Below are 22149 nucleotides of genomic sequence, written 5' to 3'. Positions count from 1 at the left end.
TTGTGGCTGTTTTGGGTTTTACGGAGGGATTGTAGCGGTCATGCGTTGCGGACTGTACCTACTTATAAATCGACCCACGCCGTAGTCATCTCCAGTTCGGGAACGTGCCACCGATTGTCCGGGTCTCTCCCGGCGCGGTGGCGAAGTTCGATTCGTGCATCGAACAGGGGAGACAGTTCCTGTACGATGGCCATGTCGTCCGGCATCGAGAGATGGAAGTGTGCCATCCCGCGAACACCTTTGATTAGTGCGCCGATCGAACGAACGAATCGTTTGACAGCAACGAGTTCGTATTCATCGACAAGATAGTTCAGCGAATCGACGCAGAGACGAATCTGCGCAGGTGCCCCACCGCCGACAGCGTCCTCGTAGAATCCGATGGCGGTGATGATTTCCTCGCGGAGTTCGCGAAGGCCACCCTGTTCATCCAACGGCGGAAGGTCGCGGTCGACAACCGTCTCGCTTCGTGGGACGGCACGTCGTTTGTTGCCGCAGTCGATGAGCCGGAGGGAAGCCTCGTCATACTCGATATCATCCGGAAAATGGTCGGTTACCGTGTCCACTCCCGTATCCGTGAGCGCGAGGATGCGTTTTCGCTCGGTCGCGTCGTCACCGAACAGGGTTCGGGACGCGCGATTCGTCACGCTCTGTGATACCTCACCCGTGACGAGAAGATTACTCCCACGCTGTCGAAGCGAACCCAGGTGCTCCCGAAATGCGTGCGCGTCCTCCTCGTTTCGGAACGACAGCCGACAGCCGTTCATTCTATCCTGTATTCCACATAATTTGATAAAACAGCTCTGATGGTGACAAAGCGAAGACGAAGCCCTTAAACCTACGAATAGGGAATTTTCCATAACTCGCTGGTCAACGGGCACCAGCGGGCACCTGCAATCGCAGGACGGAATGTGGCGTGCGCGATTCGAATCGCCTGCACGCTGAACCACTCAACGCCCGTGGTGATAGACCATGGCAAAAAGTTTCTATTCCCACATTCGAGACGCGTGGAAAGACCCGGACGACGGCAAACTCGCCGAACTCCAGTGGCAACGAAAACAGGACTGGCGCAAGCAGGGCGCAATCGAGCGAATCGAGCGCCCGACCCGACTCGACCGTGCCCGCTCGCTCGGCTACAAAGCCAAGCAGGGCATCGTCGTCGTGCGCGCGAGCGTCCGCAAAGGTGGCGCACGCAAACAGCGCCACAAAGCAGGCCGTCGTTCCAAGCGCCAGGGTGTCAACCGCCTCGGTCGGCGCAAGAACATCCAGCGCATCGCAGAAGAGCGCGTGAGCAAGAAGTACCCGAACCTTCGCGTGCTCAACTCCTACTGGGTCGGCGAAGATGGGAGCCAGAAGTGGCACGAAGTGATTCTCGTAGACCCCGAACACCCCGCCATCCAGAACGATGACGACCTGAACTGGATTTGCGACGACTCGCACCGTGGCCGCGCCCAGCGTGGTCTCACGAGTGCAGGCCAGAGCAACCGTGGCCTCCAACAGCGTGGGAAGGGTACCGAACACACCCGCCCGAGCAACTCGAAAGGTAAAGGCCGCGGTAAGTAACGGCGTCCGTAGTTCAACAGCAACGCTTTTTTGTGCAACTGATTCGATAGCGACTGCTCCTCTCGTCAAGCGCCGATTTCGTGAGTTTCAGCGCTGGTGCTGTGGAAGTGCCTAACTGCATTGTGGGACGATAAATCAAATAACACGATACGAGATTCGGTTCGTGATACCTGCGCGAGAAGGGGGCTCGAATCGTCGTCGCTTAATCGTTGTCGTCACCTGTCGCTGCGTTACCGTTGTCCGGAGGCGCGTTTTCGCTGACGGTACCGGGATTTGTCCCGATAGACGCACCCATCGAAACGGTCGGCGTGAGCGGTTCACCGTGGAGTAACTGCGGGAGAACGATGCGAATCGATTCGAGCATCAGGATAAACAATATCGGTAGCAGAAAGAACCCGTACCAACCGAACAGCACCGGACCGAGCAGGTACGCGAACATCATCACAACCATGTCGAGCTGGCGACCGGTCATGTACGGCTGGATGAACGTCTGTGGGAGGATATCGAGGACGAGGAAGTAAACGATGAGGACGCCGCCGACGAACCCGAAGTGGTTGCCACCGGAACTCATCGCCTGTAGGCCGAGGTACCCCACGACCGGGAGATAGATGAGTTTCCCGACGACGATGGGAATCAGACTGGCGACGCCGGTCAACAATCCGAGAACGAAGACCATCGGAACGTGGAGTTCCCGCGGTGCGAAAAGGTTGGTTCCCGAGTACGTCACCACCGCAATGAGGGACATGACGATAACGAACAGGAAGTTTCCGAAGAACACGGATTCGAGGTCCTCATCGACGGCAGTAGCGTATGCGTGGGCCGTCGTCTCCCTGCCTCCGAACAACTGCGCCAGTCCGTCCTCGATGTCGTCGTCGTTTTTGAGCAGGAAGTACGAGAGCGTCAATGACAGCCCCACGATCAGGATACCGCCGATGAGACCCGAAGCCACTTTCATTCCGGTTTGCAGTAGTTGACCGGGATTCGTCACGAACTGCCGTGGGTTTCGAACGGCCGACAGCAGCGTTTGGCGCTGTTCGTTCGAGAGGGCGTCGAGAACGTTTCCTGGAATCGGAACGCCGCTCGTACTTCCGAGAAGCTGTTGGGCCTGTTGAACGACGTGGATACCGGCGTAGAACGCGAGCAGAACGACCGGAAGCAAGACGATGACGAGTGTCAGTCCAGCCACGACTCCGTCCGAATCGGTAAGGGAACTCAGCCGCCGATAAATCGGTCGCGTGGCGTAGTACCCGAATATACCGAGCACCAACATCCCGACGAACGAGTACGCGATGAACGCCGCCGCAACGCCGAGGGCAAGAACGAACAGCCACCAGCCGATACGGGATCGATTATCGATGGAGGTCCATAGGGGATTGCTCATCTCCTTTCGGATAGCGGTTTTACCCCCGAAACGGTTGTGGCTGCACACTGGAAAGTCAACTCGAAGGACGACCGTTCCCGAACGCCACGCCGTCGGTGATCCCCGGCTTATTCGGCCGTCGTGAGTTCCAGTTCGATTTCCACGTCACCGCCGAGTTCGATTTCGATCTCGAACGGCCTCCACTCGAATTCGAACTCCGCCAGTTCCGCGTCGGATATGTAACGACGGTTTCAGCGGCCGCCGACGCGGGAGGGGCCCACGTCCGACGATGTTACGCGGAGTCGGTGTCGTCAGGCGTACACCAGAGTACCACACCGTTTTGCGTCGTCCTCGGGTTTACGTACTCGTACTGGTCAGTTTCAACGCGTCGAACGACACGGTTGCCGACAAAGTAACTGACCTTTGCATCCCCATCAGCGTGGACGCTCGACGAAGTCGTCGTCCCGTCCCCGCTGTGTTTCCCGTAACCGAACTCGACTTCGACGTGAACGACGAATCCGCCGTCGACGGTGTTCACACTAGCGACCGATAGTCACGAGATATCGACGTACATGAGGGTGGAATGGCGAGACTCTTCCGTTTGGATGATTTCGTTGATTTTGAATGCACGTTCGGTCGCTTTCACGAATTCGACGACCGATTCGCGGTTCAGCCGTTCCGGTAGTTCGGGATACGACTTCGGGGAGACACGGTCGCTCGTCGTGAGAGTCGTCGTCCTCGGCGGTGTCGGCGTAATCGGATGGCCGTACCGTCGCCACTCGGTGGTGGTCGTGGACTGTATCGCGGTCGTCACCCGTGTCGGTTGGGGTGTGGTTTCGACTGGTGTCTTTGCTTCGGTCGAAAACGTACTCGTCTCGTCGGTCGATTCCGACGGCGACAAGTTGCCGGTACAGCCAGCGACGAACGAAACCGAACCTGTCAGCACCGGGAAAAGAGTCCGGCGGGAAACGCGAGTGGCGGGAGGAACACCACTGGCTAACCTGTACCTCGGCAAATATTTTCTGTGGCGTGATAGCTCCGATACGGGACAGTCGAATGGCCGACTACGTCTCGTACTCGCCGACTTTCACCAACTGCTTGCCGATGTTCTCCCCTTCGAATAGCCCCAAGAAGGCGTCGGGTGCGTTTTCCAATCCATCCGTCACCGTTTCGCGGTAGGCGAGTTCGCCCGACGAAACCCACTCCGCCAACTGCCGAGTGGCCTGTTCGAACCGGGGTGCGAAATCGCTGACGAGGAAGCCCTGCACCCGTGCACGACTCTGGATGAGTGTGCCGAGTTTGCGTGGCCCCGTCGGAACCGACTCTTCGTTGTAGAGCGCGATTTGACCGCAGACGGCAACTCGTGCGTCTACGTTCAGTTTCGAGAAGACGGCGTCGGTAATCTCGCCGCCGACGTTGTCGAAGTAGACATCCACGCCGCCGGGTGCGGCGTCATCGAGCGCCGCGCCGTAGTCATCGGTTGTCTTATAGTTGATTCCGACGTCGAAGCCACACTCGTCTTCGAGGAATTCGATTTTTTCGTCCGAACCGGCGAAGCCGATGACGCGAGCGCCCGATCGATTCGCGATTTGCCCCGCCACGGAACCGACCGCACCCGCTGCACCGGAAACGACGAACGTGTCGCCCGCTTTCGGTTCGGCTACGTCCCGGGTTCCGAAGTAGGCGGTTCGACCGGGCATTCCGAGGACGCCGAGGGCCGTTGAAATCGGTGCGAAATCCGGATTGACCGGCTGAAGCGCACTGCCGGGAGCGGTCGCGTAGTCGGCCCATTCGAGGTTGCCAGCGACGAGTTGGCTCTCCTCGAATCCTGCACCATTCGACGTCACGACTTCGCCGACGACAGCGCCTTGCAATGGGTCGCCGATATCCCACGGTTCGGCGTAGGACTCCGCATCGCGCATCCGGCCACGCATGTACGGGTCGACCGAGAGGTACAGCGTTCGGACGAGTGCTTCGCCCGGTTCGGGTTCCGGAACGTCTTCTTCGACCAGTTCGAACGTTTCTCGGTTCGGCGTGCCGTCCGGCCGCTGTGAGAGGAGGTATTTTCGGTTAGTCGCCATGCCCGAACGAACGGTGAGAGGACAAAACAACACTTCGGCAGGAGCCACCTTTGCCGCTTTATACGACGAAAACGAACGACACGATGACGAAAACAACGTGGAACGACGCGTGACCGACCATTGCCGTTTCGAGGCTTTGTCGCCAGTAGAGCCAGCCGAATCCGACGCCGGCGATTGCATTGAGAAGCACCGTTTGAACGACCGCTACGGATGTCAACGAAGCGCCTAGCGACAGCGCGGGAAGATGACCCAGACCGAAGACGACGGCCGAGACGAGAATTGCGGCCCACATCACTCGGTCGGACGGGCGCTCACCGCCGGTCAGTTTCGAGAATCCCCACACGACGAGCGTCATGAACCCGTATCGCAAGAGCAGTTCCTCGGTGATACCGCCGTAAAGAAGTCGAACCGGAATGCCGGCGAGAACGTCGAAGATGGAACTGCTCGTCCCCGTAACGAGGGTGGTCAGGAGCTCAACCGGAAAGAGCAACGTGAACGCGAAATCCAGTGTAAGCGTGAGGAGTGCAGCAACGACACCGACTCCGACACCGATGGGCACTTCCTCGGCAAAGAGGCTTGGTGGTTGAATTCGTCCCGTCAGTCGAGCCAACAGGCGAGACCGAAGGTTGACGCGAGGGGCGAGGATGGTCCCGACGGTACAGGCGATGGCGAGCAGGACGAGCGGTTGGCTGATTGCCACGAAAAACAACGTCACTGCTGGAAGTTCGGCGAGTTGTGGAAGTTGTCGGAGCGTCCCTAACAAGGAGACACCGACCGCCACGATACCCGGGAGTCCGAGGAGAAACATCGCTACGACCGCCTTCAACAACGAACGCGACCCTGTTCGTTTCCTCGTAGATGTGGCGGTTTGCATATCACAGGGCGCGTAGCGAAAGGCGAAAAACTATTCCCATTGGGTTTCACTGGTCGGCCACCGTCGCCACCAGCCAGACGGGTTCCAGTTTCGACGTCGCTGAACCACGGGTTTATACCTCGATATCACCAATCCGAACGCATGAGCGGCCTTTCGCTCGACGCAACACAGCTCGACCGCTACTCCCGGCACATCATCATGGACGAAGTGGGTCCGGAGGGCCAGAGGGCACTCCTCGATTCCGCCGTCCTCGTCATCGGTGCGGGTGGTCTCGGCGCACCCGTCATCGAATATCTCGCCGCGGCTGGCGTCGGAACGCTCGGCATCGCGGACGACGACGTGGTGGAACGAAGCAACCTCCAGCGGCAGGTCGTTCACGGCGACGACGACGTTGGACGCCCGAAAGCCGAGAGTGCGAGGAATTTTGTGACGCAACTGAATCCCGACGTAACCGTCGAAACCCACGAGCTACGGGTGGAACCCGAGAACGCAGAAGCACTCGTCGCGGCGTACGATTTCGTCGTGGATGCGACCGACAACTTCCGAACGCGCTACCTCGTCAACGACGTGTGTACGCTGGCGGGGATTCCGTTCTCCCACGGTGCGATTTACAAGTTCGAGGGACAGGTGACGACGTTCACGACCGATGGCCCCTGCTATCGCTGTCTGTTTCCCGAAGCGCCGCCGGAAGGCATGGTTGCGGACTGCGCGACGACGGGGGTTCTCGGCGTCCTCCCCGGAACCGTGGGCTGTATTCAGGCCACCGAGACGGTCAAACACCTCATCGGAATCGGCGACGTGCTCGAAGGACGGATGGTGTTCTACGACGCCATGGACATGACTTTCGAGGAGGTCGAATACAGGAAGAATCCCGACTGTCCGGTCTGTGGTGAGGAGGGAATCGAGTCGATAGGCGAAGTGGAGTACACCGACGAATCGTGTGCGGTGCAGGCGGACTGAAACGTCGCCGTATCCATCCGGATTCGGAGCGCGAAGCGAATCCATTGCATACATGACGACCGAACCGGTAGACCCGGTTATGGACTCGAACGTGGGAGCGTGGGGTAGTCGAGCACTCGTCGCGCTGACAGCTCTCGGCACGCTTCCGGTCGCTTCCGCGCACGGTGGTGGGCACACACCGGCGTATCCACAATGGCTCGCGCTGGTCGTTCTGCTCGTGGGCGTCGGTATCGTCGCGGGAAGCATCTTCTTGGGACGAATCGTGCAGGAACAGCACCGAACGGTCGCACTCTGGGGAGTCTTCGCCGGACTGTTCGTCGCCGCCGCTGGGGCGGTCGGCCTGGTGCAGCTATCGCCGGTCGAAACCCTTCGTGCATCGCAGGCACCGCTCAGCAGGGAGTGGTATCTCCCACTGACGCTGGCCGCCGGGACGATAATCGCCGTCGGAAGCGTCCTCGTCGGCCGACTCAAATGGCCCGGGCGACCGCGCTACGCCGGAATCGGAATGCTGCTCGGAGCGTGGGTGTCTTATCCCGCCGTGATGGATGCCTTCGGCGCACGAACCCACCCGCTCGGCTATCTGCTCGTTTTCAGCCTTCCACTGGGCCTCGGGTACGTCCTCTGGCGAGACGCGAAAAAACCGCTCTCGTGGGTCGTGAGCGACCGACCTGCTCGCTGGTTCGGCGTCGGAAGCGGTATCCTCGCAGGGCTTTTCTTTGCGTTCTCGATGGGGATGCTCACGTTCGTTCCTGAGCACGGCATCGGCGTTCCGGACGGGGCGTTCGTCACGACGATTCCGGTCGCCAATCCGCTGGTCTACTGGACCGCAGTGGAGTTCAGTTTCCCCTCGGTTCCCATCTCGGGCGTGTTCTCGCTCGGGATGGTGATTCAAATCGGACTGGTCGCCGTCCTCGTCGGGCTGAACGCCTCGGTCATCGCGTTCCAGTGGCAAGGCGCAACAAAAACCGGGACGAGGGAAGTCACCTCCGGCACGGCGGCCGTCGCGGCCCCCAACGCCTGCTGTTGCTGTGGCCCCATCATCTCTGAACTCGCGGTGGTGTCCGTCGGCCCGTCCGCGGCCGCACCGCTCTACTGGCTGTTCGTTGATCTCGCTTCGCCGGTCGGCGCGCTGTTTTTCGTCTTCAGCGTCGCCCTGTTGGCCGCGAATTTGGTGTGGTTCGGCGTGCAGAACGAATAAGGAGTATTTTACCGAGTCATTCGGACAGCAAATTGTCCACGAGGCGCGTAAACCTGTCCACCATCCGCTCCGGGAACGATGGCGTAACTGCCGCCAGTAACCGTCCGGTTTCCTCCGGTCGAGTGGGAACGAGTGTCACTCGATTTCTCGCGTCTCGCTGTTTTTCGACCAAGTTTTGCTCCACGAGGTGGGAAACGTGCCATTCGAGGGTGCTTCGGGCGATATCGAGGTCGTCCGCGAGCGTCGCGGGGCGAGCGGATTCACGCTCGAGTAAGGTGACGAGTACGTCGCGGGCGGTCTCCCGGCGGAGCAACGCAAGTGCAGAACGCTCCCACTCGTCGTACTCCGGCGGGTAGTAGTGCGTCTTACCGTACAACTGCTCGCTGATCAGTCGATTTGTGCCGAGCAAATCGCGGAGATGGTACTGAACCTGTCCGGGTGCGAGTCCCGACCCTCGGACGAGGTCGTTGAAGTGGATGCCGGGACGGGATTCGACGTGCTGCTGTATCTGGGTTCGTGTCTCTGTCATCGTTTAGTTTCGTCGTGTCACGGTTACCTGGCCGTATTTTGCGCTCTCCGTGCGTAGTACACCGCGCCACAGAGGAGAGCGATAATCACCACGTCGAGGATGTGCTCCGCGAGGTGATGCGTGCTCCCTGCAAGATAGTTGGCGGTCGTCAGACCACCGACGAGTGTTTGGCCTGCGAGTGCCCCGAACGCTAGCGCCACCAACAGGTAGGGAACCGTCCGCCGCTGGCGAAAGGCGACCAGCGCCAGCGTGAAGACGAACGTCGACCCTACGGCCGCCAGTATGAGCACGGTCGGAAGCATCAGTTCGCCGCTTCCAGCGAGGGCGTGAAGCGGGTGGGCCACGGAAGCCATTCGGCATAGGTTAGATGCGGAGGTACGTCAGCCGTTCGGTTTTCGATACTGGATGAGAGCGGTATCCGGCAATTCCCTCCCGATTCGTCCCCCTTTACAGTCCGAATCCATAACGATGCAGCATGGCCGAATCGCAAACTAGCGACCGACTCACGGTGTACTCCGACTACGTCTGCCCGTTCTGCTACCTCGGACGAAAATCGCTCGAACGCTACGAAAATAGACGGGACGACGACGTGAACCTCGATTGGCAGCCGTTCGACCTCCGAAGCGGGAAACGAAAGCCGGATGGCACCATCGACCACGACGCGGACGACGGCAAGGACGACGCCTACTACGAGCAGGCAAAGGAGAACGTCCGACGTTTGCATGAAAAGTACGACGTGGAGATGGCACAGGAGATCGCCACCGACATCGATTCGCTTCCCGCGCAGGTCGCCGCGTTTTACGTCAAGGAGAACTATCCCGAACAGTGGCGACCCTTCGACGAGGCCATTCTGGATGCCCTCTGGCAGGACGGACGGGACATCGGTGACCCCGACGTGCTGGCCGGGATTGCCGACGACGAGGGACTCGACGGGGATGAGATACGGACTGCCGCCGAAGACGAGGAACGACGGGAGCGAGTTCGTGAAAAATTCGCCGAGGCACAGCAACAGGGTATCACGGGTGTCCCGACGTTCACGTACGAAGGCTACGCGGCCCGGGGTGCGGTTCCGCCGGAGCAGCTGGAGCGACTAGTAGAAGGCGTTTAGGGCGAGAAAATAACGACCGAGTATGCTACTGCAATGGAGCCAGTTCCTTCTCGGTTTCCGGTTCGACACCGACGAACACCGAGTGTGCGCCCTCGCGCTCACGAGCACTCGGGGCGACCTGGATGAACTCGGCGTTTTCGCGTGCCGCCACGATATCGTGCCCGCCGCAGTAACTCAGCCCGGAGCGGATTCCGGCGAGGAACGGTTCGACTTCGTCGGCGAGCGTCCCTTTGTACTCAGTTACTCCCGCGATACCCTCGTCCGCGTCGGGCGTGAGGTCTTTGTCGGTGCGGTTTTCGTTCGCGGCAGTCGAGGCCATCCCGCGTGACCGTTTGAACTTCTGCCCGTCGATGGTGACCGTCTCGCCGGGTGCTTCCTCGGTTCCGGCAAAGAAACTGCCCATCATGACGGTGTCAGCCCCCGCCATCAGCGCCTTCACAGCGTCGCCGGAGGTTCGAATGCCGCCGTCCGCGACGATGTGAATTCCGAGGTCGTGTGCTTTTTGTGCACAGTCATCGACCGCGGTCAACTGTGGAGACCCCGCACCGGTGACTTCTCGGGTCGTGCAGTGCGACCCGGGGCCAACGCCGACTTTCACGCCGTCCGCGCCCGCAGAATAGAGGTCGGAGACGGCCTCGGGTGTGACGACGTTGCCTGCGACAAGTTCGGCGTCGGGAAATTCGCTGTCGATGCGCGAGACAGCATCCAAACAGCGTTCCATGTGGCCGTGGGCGACATCGACCATGATGCAATCGACGCCCGCTTCGAGCGTGGCTTCGACGCGCGCTTCGAACTCCTCGTTGATGCCGACCGCGGCGGCGACGAGTTCGCCAGCGTCCTTGACCGAGCGAACCTGTCCCGCCTGTTCCTCGATGCTCATGAACCGGTGGAGCGTCCCGATCCCACCCATCTCCGAGAGTGCGATTGCGGCTTCCGTCTCGGTGACGGTATCCATGGCCGCGCTGAGCAGTGGCGTATCGAGTTCGAGGTTCGGCGTGAGATTCGTCGAAAGGGAGACGTTGCTCCGGCTATCGACCGGAGAACGCTGTGGTAGCAAAAGCACGTCGCCGTACGAAAGTCCAGTCCTGATGTCCATCGGTAACCTTCACTTTCGAGTTTTCGACTCCACTTAATTCTACTGAAACCGGTTTTCGGTTCGAGATTCCACGCGATTCCGGGTGCTTATTTGCATGCGGGCACTGGATTTCAGGCATGGATGCGGCGCTGGGGCCACCGGAAAAGATGGCCGAGCACAGCGAGGAACTGACGCCGATGATGCGCCAGTATTTCGAACTGTGTCGGCAGTACGAAGATTCGCTGGTGCTGTTTCAGGTGGGCGATTTCTACGAGACGTTCTGCGAGGCCGCGGAACGAACCGCCCGGATACTGGAAATCACGCTTACAAAACGTGAGGACAGCACGGGAACTTACCCGATGTCGGGCATTCCCATCGACAACGCCGAGTCGTACATCGAGACGCTTCTCGACGCGGGGTATCGCGTTGCCGTCGCCGACCAAGTCCAAGACCCGGCCGACGCGTCCGGCGTGGTCGAACGGGCCGTCACCCGGGTCGTCACGCCGGGAACACTGACCGAAGACGAACTGCTCCACACCGACGACAACAATTTCGTCGCGTGTCTCACCCGCGGCGGCGAGCACGGAAACGGCGACTACGGGTTGGCCGTCCTCGACGTTTCGACGGGCGATTTCTACGCCACGACGGTCGAAACCGAGAGCGAGGTTCGGGACGAAATCGGCCGGTTTGCACCCGCCGAGGCTATCGTCGCCCCCGAAACACCGGAGACGCCGTTCGACGCCGACTGCATGGTCACAGGATACGAGGAATCCGCCTTCGACATCGGAAATGCGAGCGACCTCGTCACGGAGTATTTCGGCCCGCCGGAGCGGTTGCTGGCGACCGACGCCGAAATCCGTGCCTGTGGCGCGCTCCTCGCCTACGCCGAGTATGTCCGCGGCGGAGAGCATGCAAGCGAAGAAAGCGGAGAGGAAGCCGAAACCGGTAATCTCGACTACTTGAACCACCTCACTCGATACGACCCACGGTCGTACATGCTCGTGGACGCCGTCGCACTTTCGAGCCTCGAACTGTTCGAATCGCGGGCGATTCACGGTCAAGACGACGCGACGCTCGTCGGCGTACTGGACGAAACCGCCTGTGCGCTCGGTGGGCGACGACTGAAAGATTGGCTTCGAAGACCGCTGCTCGACGGAGAGCGAATCGAAGAACGACTCGACGCGGTCGAGGAGTTGACGATGCGAGTGCAACAGCGCGAGGAAGTACACGACCTGCTACGGGACGTGTACGATATCGAACGCCTCATCTCCCGGGTTGCCCGCGGGCGGGCGAACGCCCGCGACCTGCGCTCGTTGAAATCCACGCTCGATGTGGTTCCGAACGTGGCGGCGGCGATGGCGGACGTAGAGTCGGATAAACTCCACACTGTCCACGAAAATCTGGACGAGATGGCCGACGTGCGCGACCGAATCGGTCGCGCCATTCCCGAGGAGCCACCCATCGAAATCACCGAGGGCGGCGTCATCAAATCGGGCTACGATGACGAACTCGACGAGTTCCGGGAGACGGAGCGGTCGGGCAAAGAATGGATAGACGACCTCGAAGCAACGGAACGCGAACGAACCGGCATCAGGTCGCTCAAAGTCGGCTTCAATCAAGTTCACGGCTACTACATCGAGGTGACGAACCCCAACCTCGATAAGGTGCCCGACGATTACAATCGACGACAGACCCTCAAAAACTCGGAACGGTTCTATACGCCGGAACTCAAGGAACGCGAGGACGAAATCATCCGCGCGGAAGGACGCGCCGACGACTTGGAGTACGACCTGTTCCGCGAAGTGCGGAGTTCGATTGCCGAGGAATCGGAGCGAGTACAGTCACTTGCCGATACGCTGGCCGAACTGGACGTGCTTGTTTCGCTTGCGGAAGTCGCCGCCAAACACGGCTACTCCCGGCCCGAAATCGGGGGCGAGGGAATCGAAATTCGAAACGGTCGTCATCCCGTCGTCGAGCGAACCGAAGACTCGTTCATCCCGAACGACACTGACCTCGGCCGAGACACCCTCGCGGTCATCACCGGGCCGAACATGTCCGGGAAATCGACCTACATGCGCCAGGTCGCACTGATTACCCTCCTCGCGCAGGTCGGCAGTTTCGTCCCCGCTGACGGAGCGCAGGTCGAACTGCTTGACCGAATCTTCACCAGGGTCGGTGCGAGCGACGACATCGCGGGCGGCCGTTCTACCTTCATGGTCGAAATGACGGAAGTCGCGGACATTCTGCAAAACGCAACCGAGAAATCGCTTATTCTGCTTGACGAAGTGGGACGCGGAACCAGCACGACCGACGGGTTCGCCATCGCACGGTCGGTGACGGAACACATCCACGACGAAATCGGCGCGAAGACGCTCTTCGCCACGCACCACCACGACCTCACTGCTGTCGCGAACGAACTGCCGAACGCCATCAATCTCCACTTCGGCGCGACGGAGCACAACGGCGAAGTCGTGTTTGAGCACAACATCTCGCCGGGCGCGACGATGGCATCTTACGGCATCGAAGTCGCACAGGTCGCGGGCGTTCCGGAATCGGTCATTCGTCGCTCGAAGAACCTACTGGACGATGGGGAAGACGACGAAGAACCGTCGGAGGCCGCCGCCGTGTCGGAGAACGTGCTGGCGGAACTGAAGCGGACGAACGTCGCCGACACGACGCCGTTGGAGGCACTGCAACTGCTCGATAGGCTGAAAGGGCAGTTGGACTGACACCGGATTTTTCCAGTGAGACGTCTTTCACGTCTCATGAACGGTCACGTTCACGTCACCGTCGGAAACCTCCGCGGTCATCATCGTCGCGTCTACGTCCGGGCCGACGCCCATGGCAGACCCTGGATTCAACAATCGAACGCCATCGTGAACCGTGTCCTCGATTTCGTGTGGCCGCCGATTCCGACCACTGGTTCGTCGGCTCTCACCTGCGCCGTGTCGGCGATGGCAGCTAACCAATCCTCGCGGTTCATCACGACGCCCTCGGAACTGGCGACCGCTCGCTCGACGGGATTGACGATTCCGTGGACGACGACGAACGTCACGTCACCGATTTCGACCGATGCGACGGGCGGGAGGTCGATATCGTTGGGGTCTGCATTTCCGTATACGGCCGTCAAGTCTGCGGCGAGCGCTTGCACGTTGGCTAGGGTCTCCTTCGAGCCGAAATCTCCGGCGTGGATAACGTAATCAGCGTCTTGGATATGTTGGCGGAACTCATCGGGAATTTGCCGTTCCTGGTCGGAAATGTGCGTGTCGGAAAGGATTGCGACGTTCATGCACCCCCGAATGTCATCTAATTATGTAATAATTTACGGAAGAGACAATCTTGACGGGCGCGACGACACGGGTTGCTCACGTATCCGCCAGCATCGAGATGGCGTTCGTTCCCCCAGCGTTGCCACTGGCAACGATTTCCACGCGGCCGAATCCATCAGCACCTCCTACGGTTCGAGCGATACGAACTCCAACCCGCTTTCCGCGAGCATGTTGCGAGCGCGTTCCGTGACTGATGGGGCTACCAGCACACCACGGACTTCCGCCCCGGCGTGGAGGTCACGGCGAAGCGCGTCGATGTATCGTCGGAGTTGCCCGACCGCATCCGGGCCGACCCGCCGTCGCTTGAGTTCGACGACCATGGTGGTTCCCGTGGCGTCTTTTCCGTAGATGTCGATCGCTCCGGCGGCAGTTTGGCGCTCGGTCGCCAGCGGTGTGAAGCCCTCCTCTACGAGGTCGGGGTCGTCCAAGATGCGCTGGCGGAGGTCTTCTTCGCTTCCGGCGAGCGAGATTTCCTTGGCGTCGGTCACGTCGAACGCCGAGAGTTGGGTGACGTGCTCGAAGTGAACCGCAAGCGTTTCGTCCGGGTTCGGTCGTCTGCTCTTGACGAGCAGCGTGCCGTCGGTCAGTTCGGACTCGAACGTCCCACCCGGGGGTTGCCAGTTGACGGGTTTTTGCCCTTCCTCGGTGTGGACAAGCGCGGTACCATCGGGTTTGAGCACGACGAGTCGGTCGCCGGGGCCGAGATAGCTCTCCGCACGTCCGTCATACTCGACGGTACAGCGCCCGAACAAGGTGAGGAGGTCACCTCGCTCGATTGCCGCCTCGACCTGCACCAGCGCCTCGCGGTGGGTCGGTGTCAGTACCGTCGTCGGTTCGCCGCTCCTCTCGCCCTCGGTTGTCACTGCCCGGTGGTAGATGGCGGTCGGATAAAAACCGACCGCCATCGGCGCATCGAAATCGTCACCGGATCAAAATCACCTCCCGACGGTCGCCGGCCCACTCGGGTACACGGGTGGCGAGGTAGTTCGTCGCCTCGCGCTCCGAGAGCGCTCCCCGACGAACCATATCACGAACAACCGCTCTCGTCGCCTGAAACCACTGACGAACGTGGTTGGCGTCTTGGTCTTCCGAGACGGCAACGAGCGCGCCAACAGTCGGGTCGGCCTCCACCGTAGTTCCGAACCAGAGCGGGAGATATACCGTAACGACCCACGCAAGCGAGACGACGTAGAACGCTTCTATCTGCTGGTAATCGAACGTCGCCGTGTCTTCGAACGGGAGTGCTGTTGCTTGGGGAAGGGGTTCGATGGCAGGCGTCCATCGATTTTCGATTCCACCTGCGAAGGGGGTTTCCGGCGTGATTTTGTGGCGGAGCGAGAGCGAAGTTGCTCCCCAGTGTGCGTAGTGGCGATCGTAGCGGCCGTCGGGTCGCTCGTAGGCGACGAGTGCTCGGTGTCGCACGGGTAGCCCGGAGTGGTTCCGTATCGGATAAAAGGGTTCGCGAGGGGAAGCGTTTCTCAGAAAACGCCCGGGAATATCACGTAGACGAACAACATCGTCAGAGTCCCGGTTACGACGGCGTAGTAGGTCAATGGAATGAGTTCGAGTCGGATTACCCGTCCCTCCTCACCGACGAGGCCCACCACGGCGAGCGCTGCGACGACGTTGTGGATCGCGATGAGGTTGCCGATAGCACCGCCGACGGCCTGTGCCCCGACGAGAATCGTCCGGGAAACCCCGAGGTTTTCCGCGACGTTGTACTGGAACGTGCCGAACAGGATGTCGCTGACCGTGTTCGACCCCGCGAGGAAGGCACCGAACGCGCCGACGAGCGCCGCGAAGAACGGATAAACGCCCCCTGCGAAGTTCGCAGTCGCGTCCGAGAGAACGGCGAGCATGCTGTCGATACCAGCAGCCTTCCCCGATTGAATCATGATTTGAACGGTCGCGACGGCGAACAGCAGGGCAACGACGGCCGGCATGACCTTTTCCGCCGTTTCGACCCACGCAGCCTTGATTTCGTGGCCGTTCATATCCTGAATCGGTATCGTCAGGAGGTGGACGAAGACGAACACCGCGCCGGGGAGGTACAGCAGCGGGAAGTCGTTTTCGAGGCCCGTTCCGAGGATGTCGGACCACGCGAGGACGAGCGTGTTGGTCAGGAAATCGGTCAGCGGCGACCAGACGCGCGTCAGGACGAGCACCGCCGCCAACATCGCGTACGGCGTCCACGCCTTCCAAAGGGGCATCTGCTTGGTGACGACGCCACCGTCGGCGGCGATGGTACCGTCTTGCGTGGTCGTTTCACCCGGCTCGATGTCGCCTACCCAGTGATTCGGCCACGTCTCCTGCGGGCCGAAATCCCACTCCTCGTCGGGGTGGAAAAAGCCGGCTTTGAGCGCGCCGACGGTGAGCACCATCCCAGACATCGCGCCGATGAGCCCAGGGAACACCGGCCCGATGAAGTAGGCGGTGAGCCAGTACGGAACGGCGAAGGTGAACCACGCGAACAGCGTGAGCGGGAGCACTTCGAGCGCAGGGCGAATCGACCGTTCCTCGCCGAAAAATCGCGTCATCATGGCGACCCCAACGAACGGGAGCAGGATACCGACGGTGACGTGAAACGTCGCCGCCCAGACGCCAATTTGAGCAACCCACTCCGGAACGGTCGTCCCGGCGGGTGTCGCCACGTCGGACGTTGCGAACACGTCCTGAAGACCGATGATGAGCGGCGTCCCGACGGCGCCGAAAGTGATGGCCATCAGGTTTCCGGTGAGGGCAACCACGACGGCCGCGAGAGGCGGAAATCCGAGGCCGACAAGAAGCGGTCCGACGACCGCCGCAGGCGTGCCGAATCCGGCCGCAGCTTCGATGAACGAACCCAACAAGAAGACAAGCAACACCACCTGAACCCGCCGGTCTTCGCTGATGGAGGTAAAGCCCGCGTTGATGGTGTCGAACGCGCCGGTCTGTTTCAACGTGTATAGCAGTAAAATCGCGCCGAAGACGATCCAGAGGATGTTCGTCGCGGTGATGAAGCCGTTGATGGTCGCCGCGGCGACCCAGCGCGGCGTCATCTCCCACCCAAAGAAACCGACCACGACGGCGGTGACCCAAGCAACCGGCATCGCGCGTGTCGCTGGCCAGTACTGGCCGACCATCAGGTACGCGATGACGAGCAGTGGAAGAACCCCAAGGAGGATTTCGGTCGCGCTAGCCATCGATAGACACCTCCGCGGCATCGCTTCGCGAAGCTGTCAGGCGGACGCAAACCATGTGGAGACCGGGACTATGACAGGGACTGACTGGCATGAATTCAAAGTATAGATTGTAACATTTATAATTAACTACTATGGGAAAACTGATGGGTCAGAACTCGAACCCCGTCGATAGATACGACAGGAGATACCGATTCCGGCACGTTCCTATCGACTATCCAACGTCTCGTTCGCGTTGTCGCGGGGACGATAGCCGAGGGCGCGTTCGGTTTGTAGGAGCGAAAGGAATCGGTCGTCGTTGCGCGACGTGGCGTGTGCGGTAATCGTCCGTTCGGGGAGTTCGGCGGTCACGGCGGCGTGCATCACGTCTCGGCAGTCGCCGGGACTGAGCCACATCGCGCGCGAAAATCGGGCGTGTTCGTCTGACCCGGTCTGTGTCTCCCGAAGTTCGTCTTCCGAGAGAAGCCAGCCGATTCTGAGGTTGACGACTTCGATACCGTGGCGATCCGCAAAATACGTACCGAGGGCTTCCCCGGTCACCTTGCTCACGCCGTAGTACGAGTCGGGACGCGCCGGGTCGTCGGGGTAGACGGGATGGGCATGGCCGGTAACTATCGTTTCCGTTTCAGCGGGGTCATCCGCGTTGTACATCCCGACGGCGTGGTTCGAGGAGGCGAAGACGACGCGGTCGATATCGTGTTCGCGCGCGGCCTCGAAGACGTTGCGCGTTCCCTCGATGTTCACGTCCACGGTGCTTCGCCAGTCGGCCTCCGGCGATGGGTTCGCTGCGAGGTGAACGACCACGTCGTGGCCCGCGAGGATGTCCGAAAGCGCATCCGGTTCGGTCACGTCGCACACCTCGCTGTCGATATCGTCGTGTTCGCTGTGGGTGATGGGTGTCACATCGTGACCGTCGAGGGCGGCGAGCGTCTCCCGCCCGACGTTGCCCGCCGCACCCGTCACTGCGATTCGTGTCATGTGGGCGAGGTTGGTGTGCTGGAAGGTATATCTCTTGGCTCGTTAAAAGCAGGACCCATTGCACCGGGCCTGGCAAATCACCACCGATTTGTGCCACCGGGAGATATCTCGAGTATGACCGACCTCGGGAAGATAGACCGCGATTTCTTCGACCAACATATCTATCCGTATCTCGGCGCAGAGCGCGACGACGAACTGCTCGGGCCGAAACACGGTGTCGATTTTGGAGTAATTGAGGTGGGCGAAAACGTCGTCGCGCTCGCTACCGACCCGCTTTCGATTCTGCCGGAATTGGGATTCAAGCGCGCGGCATGGTTCGCTTTCCACGTCGTGATGAGCGACGTAGCGGTCAGTGGGCTTCAGCCAACCCATCTCGCGGTGGATTTCAACCTGCCCCCCGAGATTACGGACGAGGAGTTCGCCACCGTCTGGCGGACGTTCGACCGGGAAGCCAAACAGTTGGGCGTCAGTGTCGTCACGGGCCACACCGCCCGGTATTCGGGGTGTCAGTATCCGTGGGTCGGTGGCGCGACGACGCTGGCAGTCGGCGAGAAGGAAAATCTCGTGCGACCGGACGGAGCGGAACCGGGCGACAGCGTCCTCGTCACGAAAGGACCGGGCGTCGAGACGGCGGGGTTTCTGGTCACGCTGTTCGAGGAACACATCGACCTTCCGCAAGAGACTATCGAGAATGCAAAAGAGCGATTTTACGACATGAGTCCCGTCGAGGATGCGCTGATTGCGGCGGACGCGGGGAACGTCACCGCCATGCACGACGCCACGGAGTGCGGAATTCACGGTGCACTGGTCGAGATGGCTCGGGCGGCGAACGTGCGGTTCGACGTGAGCCACGACGACGTGCCGATTTTGCCGGGCGTGCTGGAAGCGTGTGAGTTCTTCGACATCGACCCGTGGGAATCTACGACCGAAGGAACGCTCGTCCTGATCGTCGCACCCGAGAGTGCGGACACTGTGCTTTCCGCGCTCACCGATGCGGGAATTCCGGCGGCCGAAATGGGTAGGGTGCGTGAGGGCGATGGAGTGTACGTTGATGACGGTCGAATCGAACATCCCGACGTAGACCCCTCGTGGCAGGTGTTCGCAGAGTACGCCGACCGGGACTGAACGCTACTGCGGATAGCCAGTAAGCATCACTGGTAAATACAACCTAGTAATAACACCTGCGTATGGAGAACCTTGGCAAAGTAGACAGGACGTTTTTCGAGGAGTACATCTACCCGCATCTCGGGGCAGAACGCGACGACGTGACGCTCTCGCCACAGCACGGCGTGGACTTCGGCGTCTTCGAAGTCGGTGGCCAAGCAGTCGCAACCGCAACCGACCCAATTTTCATCATGCCCTCGCTCGGATTCGAGCGCGCGGCGTGGTTCGCCTTTCACATAATCATGAGCGACGTGGCGGTCAGCGGTCTCACGCCGACACACCTCGCGGTGGATTTCAATCTCCCGCCGGAAATCACGGACGAGGAGTTCGAAACGATTTGGCAGACGTTCGACCGAGAAGCGAAGGAATTGGGCGTGGGCGTCGTCACGGGTCACACTGCGCGCTACGCGGGATGCAACTACCCGATGGTTGGCGGTGCGAACGCGATGGCCGTCGGCGACCCCGATGACATCGTTCGTCCGAACGGCGCACGTCCGGGCGACCGTGTTCTGCTCACGAAAGGCCCGGCAGTAGAAGCGACTGGTCTGCTTTCCATCCAGTTCGAGGAACTGATGGAACTCCCGGAGGAAACGGTCGAAGACGCCAAAGAACGATTCTACGACATGAGTCCCGTGGCGGACGCCCTGGTTGCGGCGGACGCGGGGAACGTCACGGCGATGCACGACGCGACCGAAGGCGGCGTTTACGGTGCGCTGGTTGAGATGGCGCGTGCTGGCGGTGTCCATCTCTACGTATCACAGGATTCGATTCCGGTTCTCCCTGGCGTGCTGGAAGCCTGCGAGTTCTTCGACATCGACACGTGGTCGTCCATCAGTGAAGGGACGCTCCTGCTCTCGGTCGCGCCTGAGGACGCGGACAGCGTCCTCTCCGCACTCGAACAAGCCGACATTCCCGCCGCGGACATCGGCGAAGTCCGCGAGGGTGACGGCGTCACGGTCGATGGCGAACGGATAGAACATCCCGAAATCGACCCCTTCTGGGGTGCCTTCGAGGAGTTTATGGAGCGACTGGAATGACCCGGATTCCAGCACCCGTCGAACCGCCGGTGGCGCTGACAATCGCCGGGAGCGACTCCGGCGGCGGCGCGGGGATTCAAGCCGATTTGAAGACGATGGAGGCCCACGGCGTGTTCGGAACGAGCGTCGTCACGAGCGTTACGGCCCAAAACACGCAGTGTGTCGAGGGAGAGTTCACGCTTCCGGTCGAGGAAATCGAAGCACAGTGTTCCGCCGTCCTCTCGGATTTCGACGTTCGAGCGGTGAAAACTGGGATGCTCGCGGAGGCCCCGGTCGTGCGGAGTGTAGCGAAACGGGTCGCAGGGCTGGACATCCCCGTTGTCATCGACCCGGTGATGGTCGCCGCGTCGGGTGACCGACTGCTGGACTCCGAGGGGGAAGACGCCTATCAAGAACTCATCGAACACGCGACGCTCGTGACGCCGAACGCCGACGAGGCCGAGGTGTTGACCGGGACGAAACCCGTGGACGATGAAAGCTCCCGGGCGGCAGGCGAGAACCTACTCGAATTGGGTGCGGATGCGGCGCTCATCAAGGGTGGCCACGTTCCGGGTGAAACAGTTCGAGACGTGTTGATGACTGCGGACGGCGTCGAGACCTTCACTCACGACCGAATCGAGACGAACGCGAGCCACGGCTCCGGCTGCACGCTCGCCAGTGCCATCGCCGCCCGACTCGCGCAGGACGACGACCTGCGCGAGTCGGTTGCAGGCGCGACGGCGTTCATGGAACGTGCCGTTCGCTACCATCTGAACGTCGGCGAGGGGCCGGGGTCGGTTCACCATCTCGCCGAACTGCGGAACGAAGCGGAACGCGATTCGACCGCCGAAGCGGTCGAACGCGTCGTCCAGTCGTTCGTCGAACGAGACGTGAGCGCGCTCGTACCGGAAGTCGGCATGAACGTCGTGGGTGCGACGCCGTACGCTGAGCGGGTCGGCGAAACCGCCGCCGTCGAGGGACGAATCACCCGAACGATTGCAGGCGTGAAGCCGAATCGCAGCGTGCGATTCGGCGCGTCGAGTCACGTCGCCCGGTTCTTGCTATCGGCGCGCGAGTTCGACCCCGACTTACGATTTGCCGTCAACTGTCGATTTGACGACGATGTGGAGTCCGCGCTCTCGACGCTCAGCGGCGAAGTCGCGGAGTTCGACCGCTCGGCGGAACCCGAGGACGTGAAAGAGCGAGAGGGCAGCACGATGGGGTGGGGTGCAACGCGGGCGTTCGAGTCGGCAGAGGGAACACCCGTTGCAATCATCGACCGGGGTGAAGTCGGCAAAGAGGCCATTGTGAAGCTGTTGGCGAGAGATACGGAGGAACTGCAACGACGGACGTTGGCGGTGCTTTCGGCGCTGGAGTCCTGATGTGAGAACGGCGTCCTGCTAGCCGTCCTCGCCCAGCCAGTTGTAACACCGAAACGTCTCGCGGTCGGTCGTCAACATCTCGATGGGGGTGAACCCTTTTTCCACCGCGCGCATCGACTTTCGGTCGGTCGGCGTCGTTCGCAACGAACATCGGTTTTGCACGTAGTTTGAACGTCACCTCGAAATCGCCGACCCCCGTTTCCACGGGGTCGAACGACATCTCCACACCACTCACAGGCTTGGGCGGCTTCGAAATAGTTGTCGATGCAATCTTGCTGCTCGTCGCTCAGATGGTCGATTTCGGCAAGTACCTTAGAAAAGACTGCGGGAGTGTTCGGCGAGGATACTGTGGTTGG

22 protein-coding genes and 1 pseudogene are annotated in these 22149 nt (G+C 60.8%); 8 read left to right on the top strand and 15 right to left on the bottom strand.

Annotated elements, in window-relative coordinates:
• Window positions 1-62: 62 nt before the first annotated feature.
• Window positions 63-764, bottom strand: a complete 702-nt coding sequence (locus tag ACN2TU_RS01520; RefSeq protein ID WP_435152174.1) for a DUF7504 family protein — start codon at window positions 762-764, stop codon at window positions 63-65.
• A gap of 205 nt (window positions 765-969) precedes the next feature.
• On the opposite strand from ACN2TU_RS01520, the gene ACN2TU_RS01515 reads away from it, so the two are divergent.
• Window positions 970-1560 (top strand): 50S ribosomal protein L15e, encoded by a 591-nt coding sequence (locus ACN2TU_RS01515; protein ID WP_435152171.1) that lies wholly within the window; start codon window positions 970-972, stop codon window positions 1558-1560.
• A 202-nt stretch (window positions 1561-1762) separates the two neighbouring features.
• On the opposite strand, the gene ACN2TU_RS01510 is transcribed toward ACN2TU_RS01515, so the two are convergent.
• The 5 genes from ACN2TU_RS01510 to ACN2TU_RS01490 all read right to left on the bottom strand — a co-directional run bounded on the left by ACN2TU_RS01510 (window position 1763) and on the right by ACN2TU_RS01490 (window position 5875).
• A complete protein-coding gene (locus tag ACN2TU_RS01510; RefSeq protein WP_435152168.1) occupies window positions 1763-2941 on the bottom strand; it encodes an AI-2E family transporter in 1179 nt (392 codons plus the stop codon).
• A 271-nt stretch (window positions 2942-3212) separates the two neighbouring features.
• The gene (locus ACN2TU_RS01505; RefSeq protein ID WP_435152165.1) at window positions 3213-3458 is read right to left on the bottom strand and encodes a hypothetical protein; all 246 of its coding nucleotides are present in this window, start codon (window positions 3456-3458) and stop codon (window positions 3213-3215) included.
• 15 nt (window positions 3459-3473) lie between these two features.
• Window positions 3474-3866: a hypothetical protein gene (locus tag ACN2TU_RS01500; RefSeq protein ID WP_435152162.1), complete on the bottom strand. Its 393-nt coding sequence runs from the start codon at window positions 3864-3866 to the stop codon at window positions 3474-3476.
• 118 nt (window positions 3867-3984) lie between these two features.
• Window positions 3985-5001, bottom strand: coding sequence for an NADP-dependent oxidoreductase (locus ACN2TU_RS01495; protein ID WP_435152160.1), 1017 nt, complete (start codon window positions 4999-5001; stop codon window positions 3985-3987).
• 58 nt (window positions 5002-5059) lie between these two features.
• Window positions 5060-5875: a CPBP family intramembrane glutamic endopeptidase gene (locus ACN2TU_RS01490; RefSeq protein WP_435152156.1), complete on the bottom strand. Its 816-nt coding sequence runs from the start codon at window positions 5873-5875 to the stop codon at window positions 5060-5062.
• Window positions 5876-6016: 141 nt separating this feature from the next.
• Here ACN2TU_RS01490 and ubaA point away from each other — a divergent pair, with 141 nt between their 5' ends.
• Together ubaA and ACN2TU_RS01480 are read left to right on the top strand one after the other, a co-directional pair.
• Window positions 6017-6835 (top strand): SAMP-activating enzyme E1, encoded by an 819-nt coding sequence (gene ubaA, locus ACN2TU_RS01485; RefSeq protein WP_435152153.1) that lies wholly within the window; start codon window positions 6017-6019, stop codon window positions 6833-6835.
• Window positions 6836-6914: 79 nt separating this feature from the next.
• The gene (locus tag ACN2TU_RS01480) at window positions 6915-8033 is read left to right on the top strand and encodes a hypothetical protein (protein ID WP_435152150.1); all 1119 of its coding nucleotides are present in this window, start codon (window positions 6915-6917) and stop codon (window positions 8031-8033) included.
• Window positions 8034-8049: 16 nt separating this feature from the next.
• On the opposite strand, the gene ACN2TU_RS01475 is transcribed toward ACN2TU_RS01480, so the two are convergent.
• Together ACN2TU_RS01475 and ACN2TU_RS01470 are read right to left on the bottom strand one after the other, a co-directional pair.
• Window positions 8050-8562 (bottom strand): winged helix-turn-helix transcriptional regulator, encoded by a 513-nt coding sequence (locus ACN2TU_RS01475; protein WP_435152147.1) that lies wholly within the window; start codon window positions 8560-8562, stop codon window positions 8050-8052.
• A 23-nt stretch (window positions 8563-8585) separates the two neighbouring features.
• Window positions 8586-8915, bottom strand: coding sequence for a DUF7471 family protein (locus tag ACN2TU_RS01470; protein ID WP_435152145.1), 330 nt, complete (start codon window positions 8913-8915; stop codon window positions 8586-8588).
• 122 nt (window positions 8916-9037) lie between these two features.
• On the opposite strand from ACN2TU_RS01470, the gene ACN2TU_RS01465 reads away from it, so the two are divergent.
• A complete protein-coding gene (locus ACN2TU_RS01465; protein WP_435152142.1) occupies window positions 9038-9670 on the top strand; it encodes a DsbA family oxidoreductase in 633 nt (210 codons plus the stop codon).
• A gap of 25 nt (window positions 9671-9695) precedes the next feature.
• On the opposite strand, the gene ACN2TU_RS01460 is transcribed toward ACN2TU_RS01465, so the two are convergent.
• A complete protein-coding gene (locus tag ACN2TU_RS01460; RefSeq protein ID WP_435152140.1) occupies window positions 9696-10766 on the bottom strand; it encodes a guanosine monophosphate reductase in 1071 nt (356 codons plus the stop codon).
• A gap of 116 nt (window positions 10767-10882) precedes the next feature.
• Between ACN2TU_RS01460 and mutS the strand changes: the two genes are divergently transcribed.
• Entirely contained in the window at window positions 10883-13474 is a 2592-nt protein-coding gene (mutS, locus tag ACN2TU_RS01455) for a DNA mismatch repair protein MutS (protein ID WP_435152137.1), read from the top strand.
• A gap of 27 nt (window positions 13475-13501) precedes the next feature.
• Here the strand turns inward: mutS and ACN2TU_RS01450 are convergent.
• From ACN2TU_RS01450 to ACN2TU_RS01430, 5 genes and pseudogenes are all read right to left on the bottom strand, one after another.
• A pseudogene (locus tag ACN2TU_RS01450) lies at window positions 13502-14034 on the bottom strand (metallophosphoesterase family protein).
• Between the two features lie 165 nt (window positions 14035-14199).
• Entirely contained in the window at window positions 14200-14979 is a 780-nt protein-coding gene (gene nucS, locus ACN2TU_RS01445; protein ID WP_435152134.1) for an endonuclease NucS, read from the bottom strand.
• Between the two features lie 16 nt (window positions 14980-14995).
• Entirely contained in the window at window positions 14996-15496 is a 501-nt protein-coding gene (locus ACN2TU_RS01440) for a DUF6735 family protein (protein ID WP_435152131.1), read from the bottom strand.
• Between the two features lie 56 nt (window positions 15497-15552).
• Complete coding sequence (locus ACN2TU_RS01435) at window positions 15553-17256, bottom strand: L-lactate permease (RefSeq protein WP_435152129.1); 1704 nt, start codon at window positions 17254-17256, stop codon at window positions 15553-15555.
• Window positions 17257-17460: 204 nt separating this feature from the next.
• Window positions 17461-18231 (bottom strand): NAD-dependent epimerase/dehydratase family protein, encoded by a 771-nt coding sequence (locus tag ACN2TU_RS01430; protein ID WP_435152126.1) that lies wholly within the window; start codon window positions 18229-18231, stop codon window positions 17461-17463.
• Between the two features lie 114 nt (window positions 18232-18345).
• Here ACN2TU_RS01430 and ACN2TU_RS01425 point away from each other — a divergent pair, with 114 nt between their 5' ends.
• The 3 genes from ACN2TU_RS01425 (at window position 18346) to thiD (ending at window position 21793) form a co-directional block, all read left to right on the top strand.
• Window positions 18346-19356 (top strand): AIR synthase family protein, encoded by a 1011-nt coding sequence (locus ACN2TU_RS01425; protein WP_435152122.1) that lies wholly within the window; start codon window positions 18346-18348, stop codon window positions 19354-19356.
• A 62-nt stretch (window positions 19357-19418) separates the two neighbouring features.
• Entirely contained in the window at window positions 19419-20432 is a 1014-nt protein-coding gene (locus ACN2TU_RS01420; RefSeq protein WP_435152119.1) for an AIR synthase family protein, read from the top strand.
• A complete protein-coding gene (thiD, locus tag ACN2TU_RS01415) occupies window positions 20429-21793 on the top strand; it encodes a bifunctional hydroxymethylpyrimidine kinase/phosphomethylpyrimidine kinase (RefSeq protein ID WP_435152116.1) in 1365 nt (454 codons plus the stop codon). Before ACN2TU_RS01420 ends, thiD begins: the two co-directional genes overlap by 4 nt.
• Before the next feature lie 18 nt (window positions 21794-21811).
• Here the strand turns inward: thiD and ACN2TU_RS01410 are convergent, their stop codons facing one another.
• Window positions 21812-21955: a hypothetical protein gene (locus tag ACN2TU_RS01410; protein ID WP_435152114.1), complete on the bottom strand. Its 144-nt coding sequence runs from the start codon at window positions 21953-21955 to the stop codon at window positions 21812-21814.
• Window positions 21956-22149 lie beyond the last annotated feature (194 nt).

It is taken from the genome of Haladaptatus marinus (assembly GCF_051194195.1).
Note: the sequence above shows the minus strand (reverse complement) of the source record. Positions and strands in the feature narration are given on the sequence as shown.

What these genes read in the sequence shown, in the direction of transcription:
- ACN2TU_RS01520 (WP_435152174.1), bottom strand. Translation starts at nt 764, where the DNA reads ATGAACGGCTGTCGGCTGTCGTTCCGAAACGAGGAGGACGCGCACGCA.
- ACN2TU_RS01515 (WP_435152171.1), top strand. Translation starts at nt 970, where the DNA reads ATGGCAAAAAGTTTCTATTCCCACATTCGAGACGCGTGGAAAGACCCG.
- ACN2TU_RS01510 (WP_435152168.1), bottom strand. Translation starts at nt 2,941, where the DNA reads ATGAGCAATCCCCTATGGACCTCCATCGATAATCGATCCCGTATCGGC.
- ACN2TU_RS01495 (WP_435152160.1), bottom strand. Translation starts at nt 5,001, where the DNA reads ATGGCGACTAACCGAAAATACCTCCTCTCACAGCGGCCGGACGGCACG.
- ACN2TU_RS01490 (WP_435152156.1), bottom strand. Translation starts at nt 5,875, where the DNA reads ATGCAAACCGCCACATCTACGAGGAAACGAACAGGGTCGCGTTCGTTG.
- ubaA (WP_435152153.1), top strand. Translation starts at nt 6,017, where the DNA reads ATGAGCGGCCTTTCGCTCGACGCAACACAGCTCGACCGCTACTCCCGG.
- ACN2TU_RS01480 (WP_435152150.1), top strand. Translation starts at nt 6,915, where the DNA reads ATGGACTCGAACGTGGGAGCGTGGGGTAGTCGAGCACTCGTCGCGCTG.
- ACN2TU_RS01475 (WP_435152147.1), bottom strand. Translation starts at nt 8,562, where the DNA reads ATGACAGAGACACGAACCCAGATACAGCAGCACGTCGAATCCCGTCCC.
- ACN2TU_RS01470 (WP_435152145.1), bottom strand. Translation starts at nt 8,915, where the DNA reads ATGGCTTCCGTGGCCCACCCGCTTCACGCCCTCGCTGGAAGCGGCGAA.
- ACN2TU_RS01465 (WP_435152142.1), top strand. Translation starts at nt 9,038, where the DNA reads ATGGCCGAATCGCAAACTAGCGACCGACTCACGGTGTACTCCGACTAC.
- ACN2TU_RS01460 (WP_435152140.1), bottom strand. Translation starts at nt 10,766, where the DNA reads ATGGACATCAGGACTGGACTTTCGTACGGCGACGTGCTTTTGCTACCA.
- mutS (WP_435152137.1), top strand. Translation starts at nt 10,883, where the DNA reads ATGGATGCGGCGCTGGGGCCACCGGAAAAGATGGCCGAGCACAGCGAG.
- nucS (WP_435152134.1), bottom strand. Translation starts at nt 14,979, where the DNA reads ATGGCGGTCGGTTTTTATCCGACCGCCATCTACCACCGGGCAGTGACA.
- ACN2TU_RS01435 (WP_435152129.1), bottom strand. Translation starts at nt 17,256, where the DNA reads ATGGCTAGCGCGACCGAAATCCTCCTTGGGGTTCTTCCACTGCTCGTC.
- ACN2TU_RS01430 (WP_435152126.1), bottom strand. Translation starts at nt 18,231, where the DNA reads ATGACACGAATCGCAGTGACGGGTGCGGCGGGCAACGTCGGGCGGGAG.
- ACN2TU_RS01425 (WP_435152122.1), top strand. Translation starts at nt 18,346, where the DNA reads ATGACCGACCTCGGGAAGATAGACCGCGATTTCTTCGACCAACATATC.
- ACN2TU_RS01420 (WP_435152119.1), top strand. Translation starts at nt 19,419, where the DNA reads ATGGAGAACCTTGGCAAAGTAGACAGGACGTTTTTCGAGGAGTACATC.
- thiD (WP_435152116.1), top strand. Translation starts at nt 20,429, where the DNA reads ATGACCCGGATTCCAGCACCCGTCGAACCGCCGGTGGCGCTGACAATC.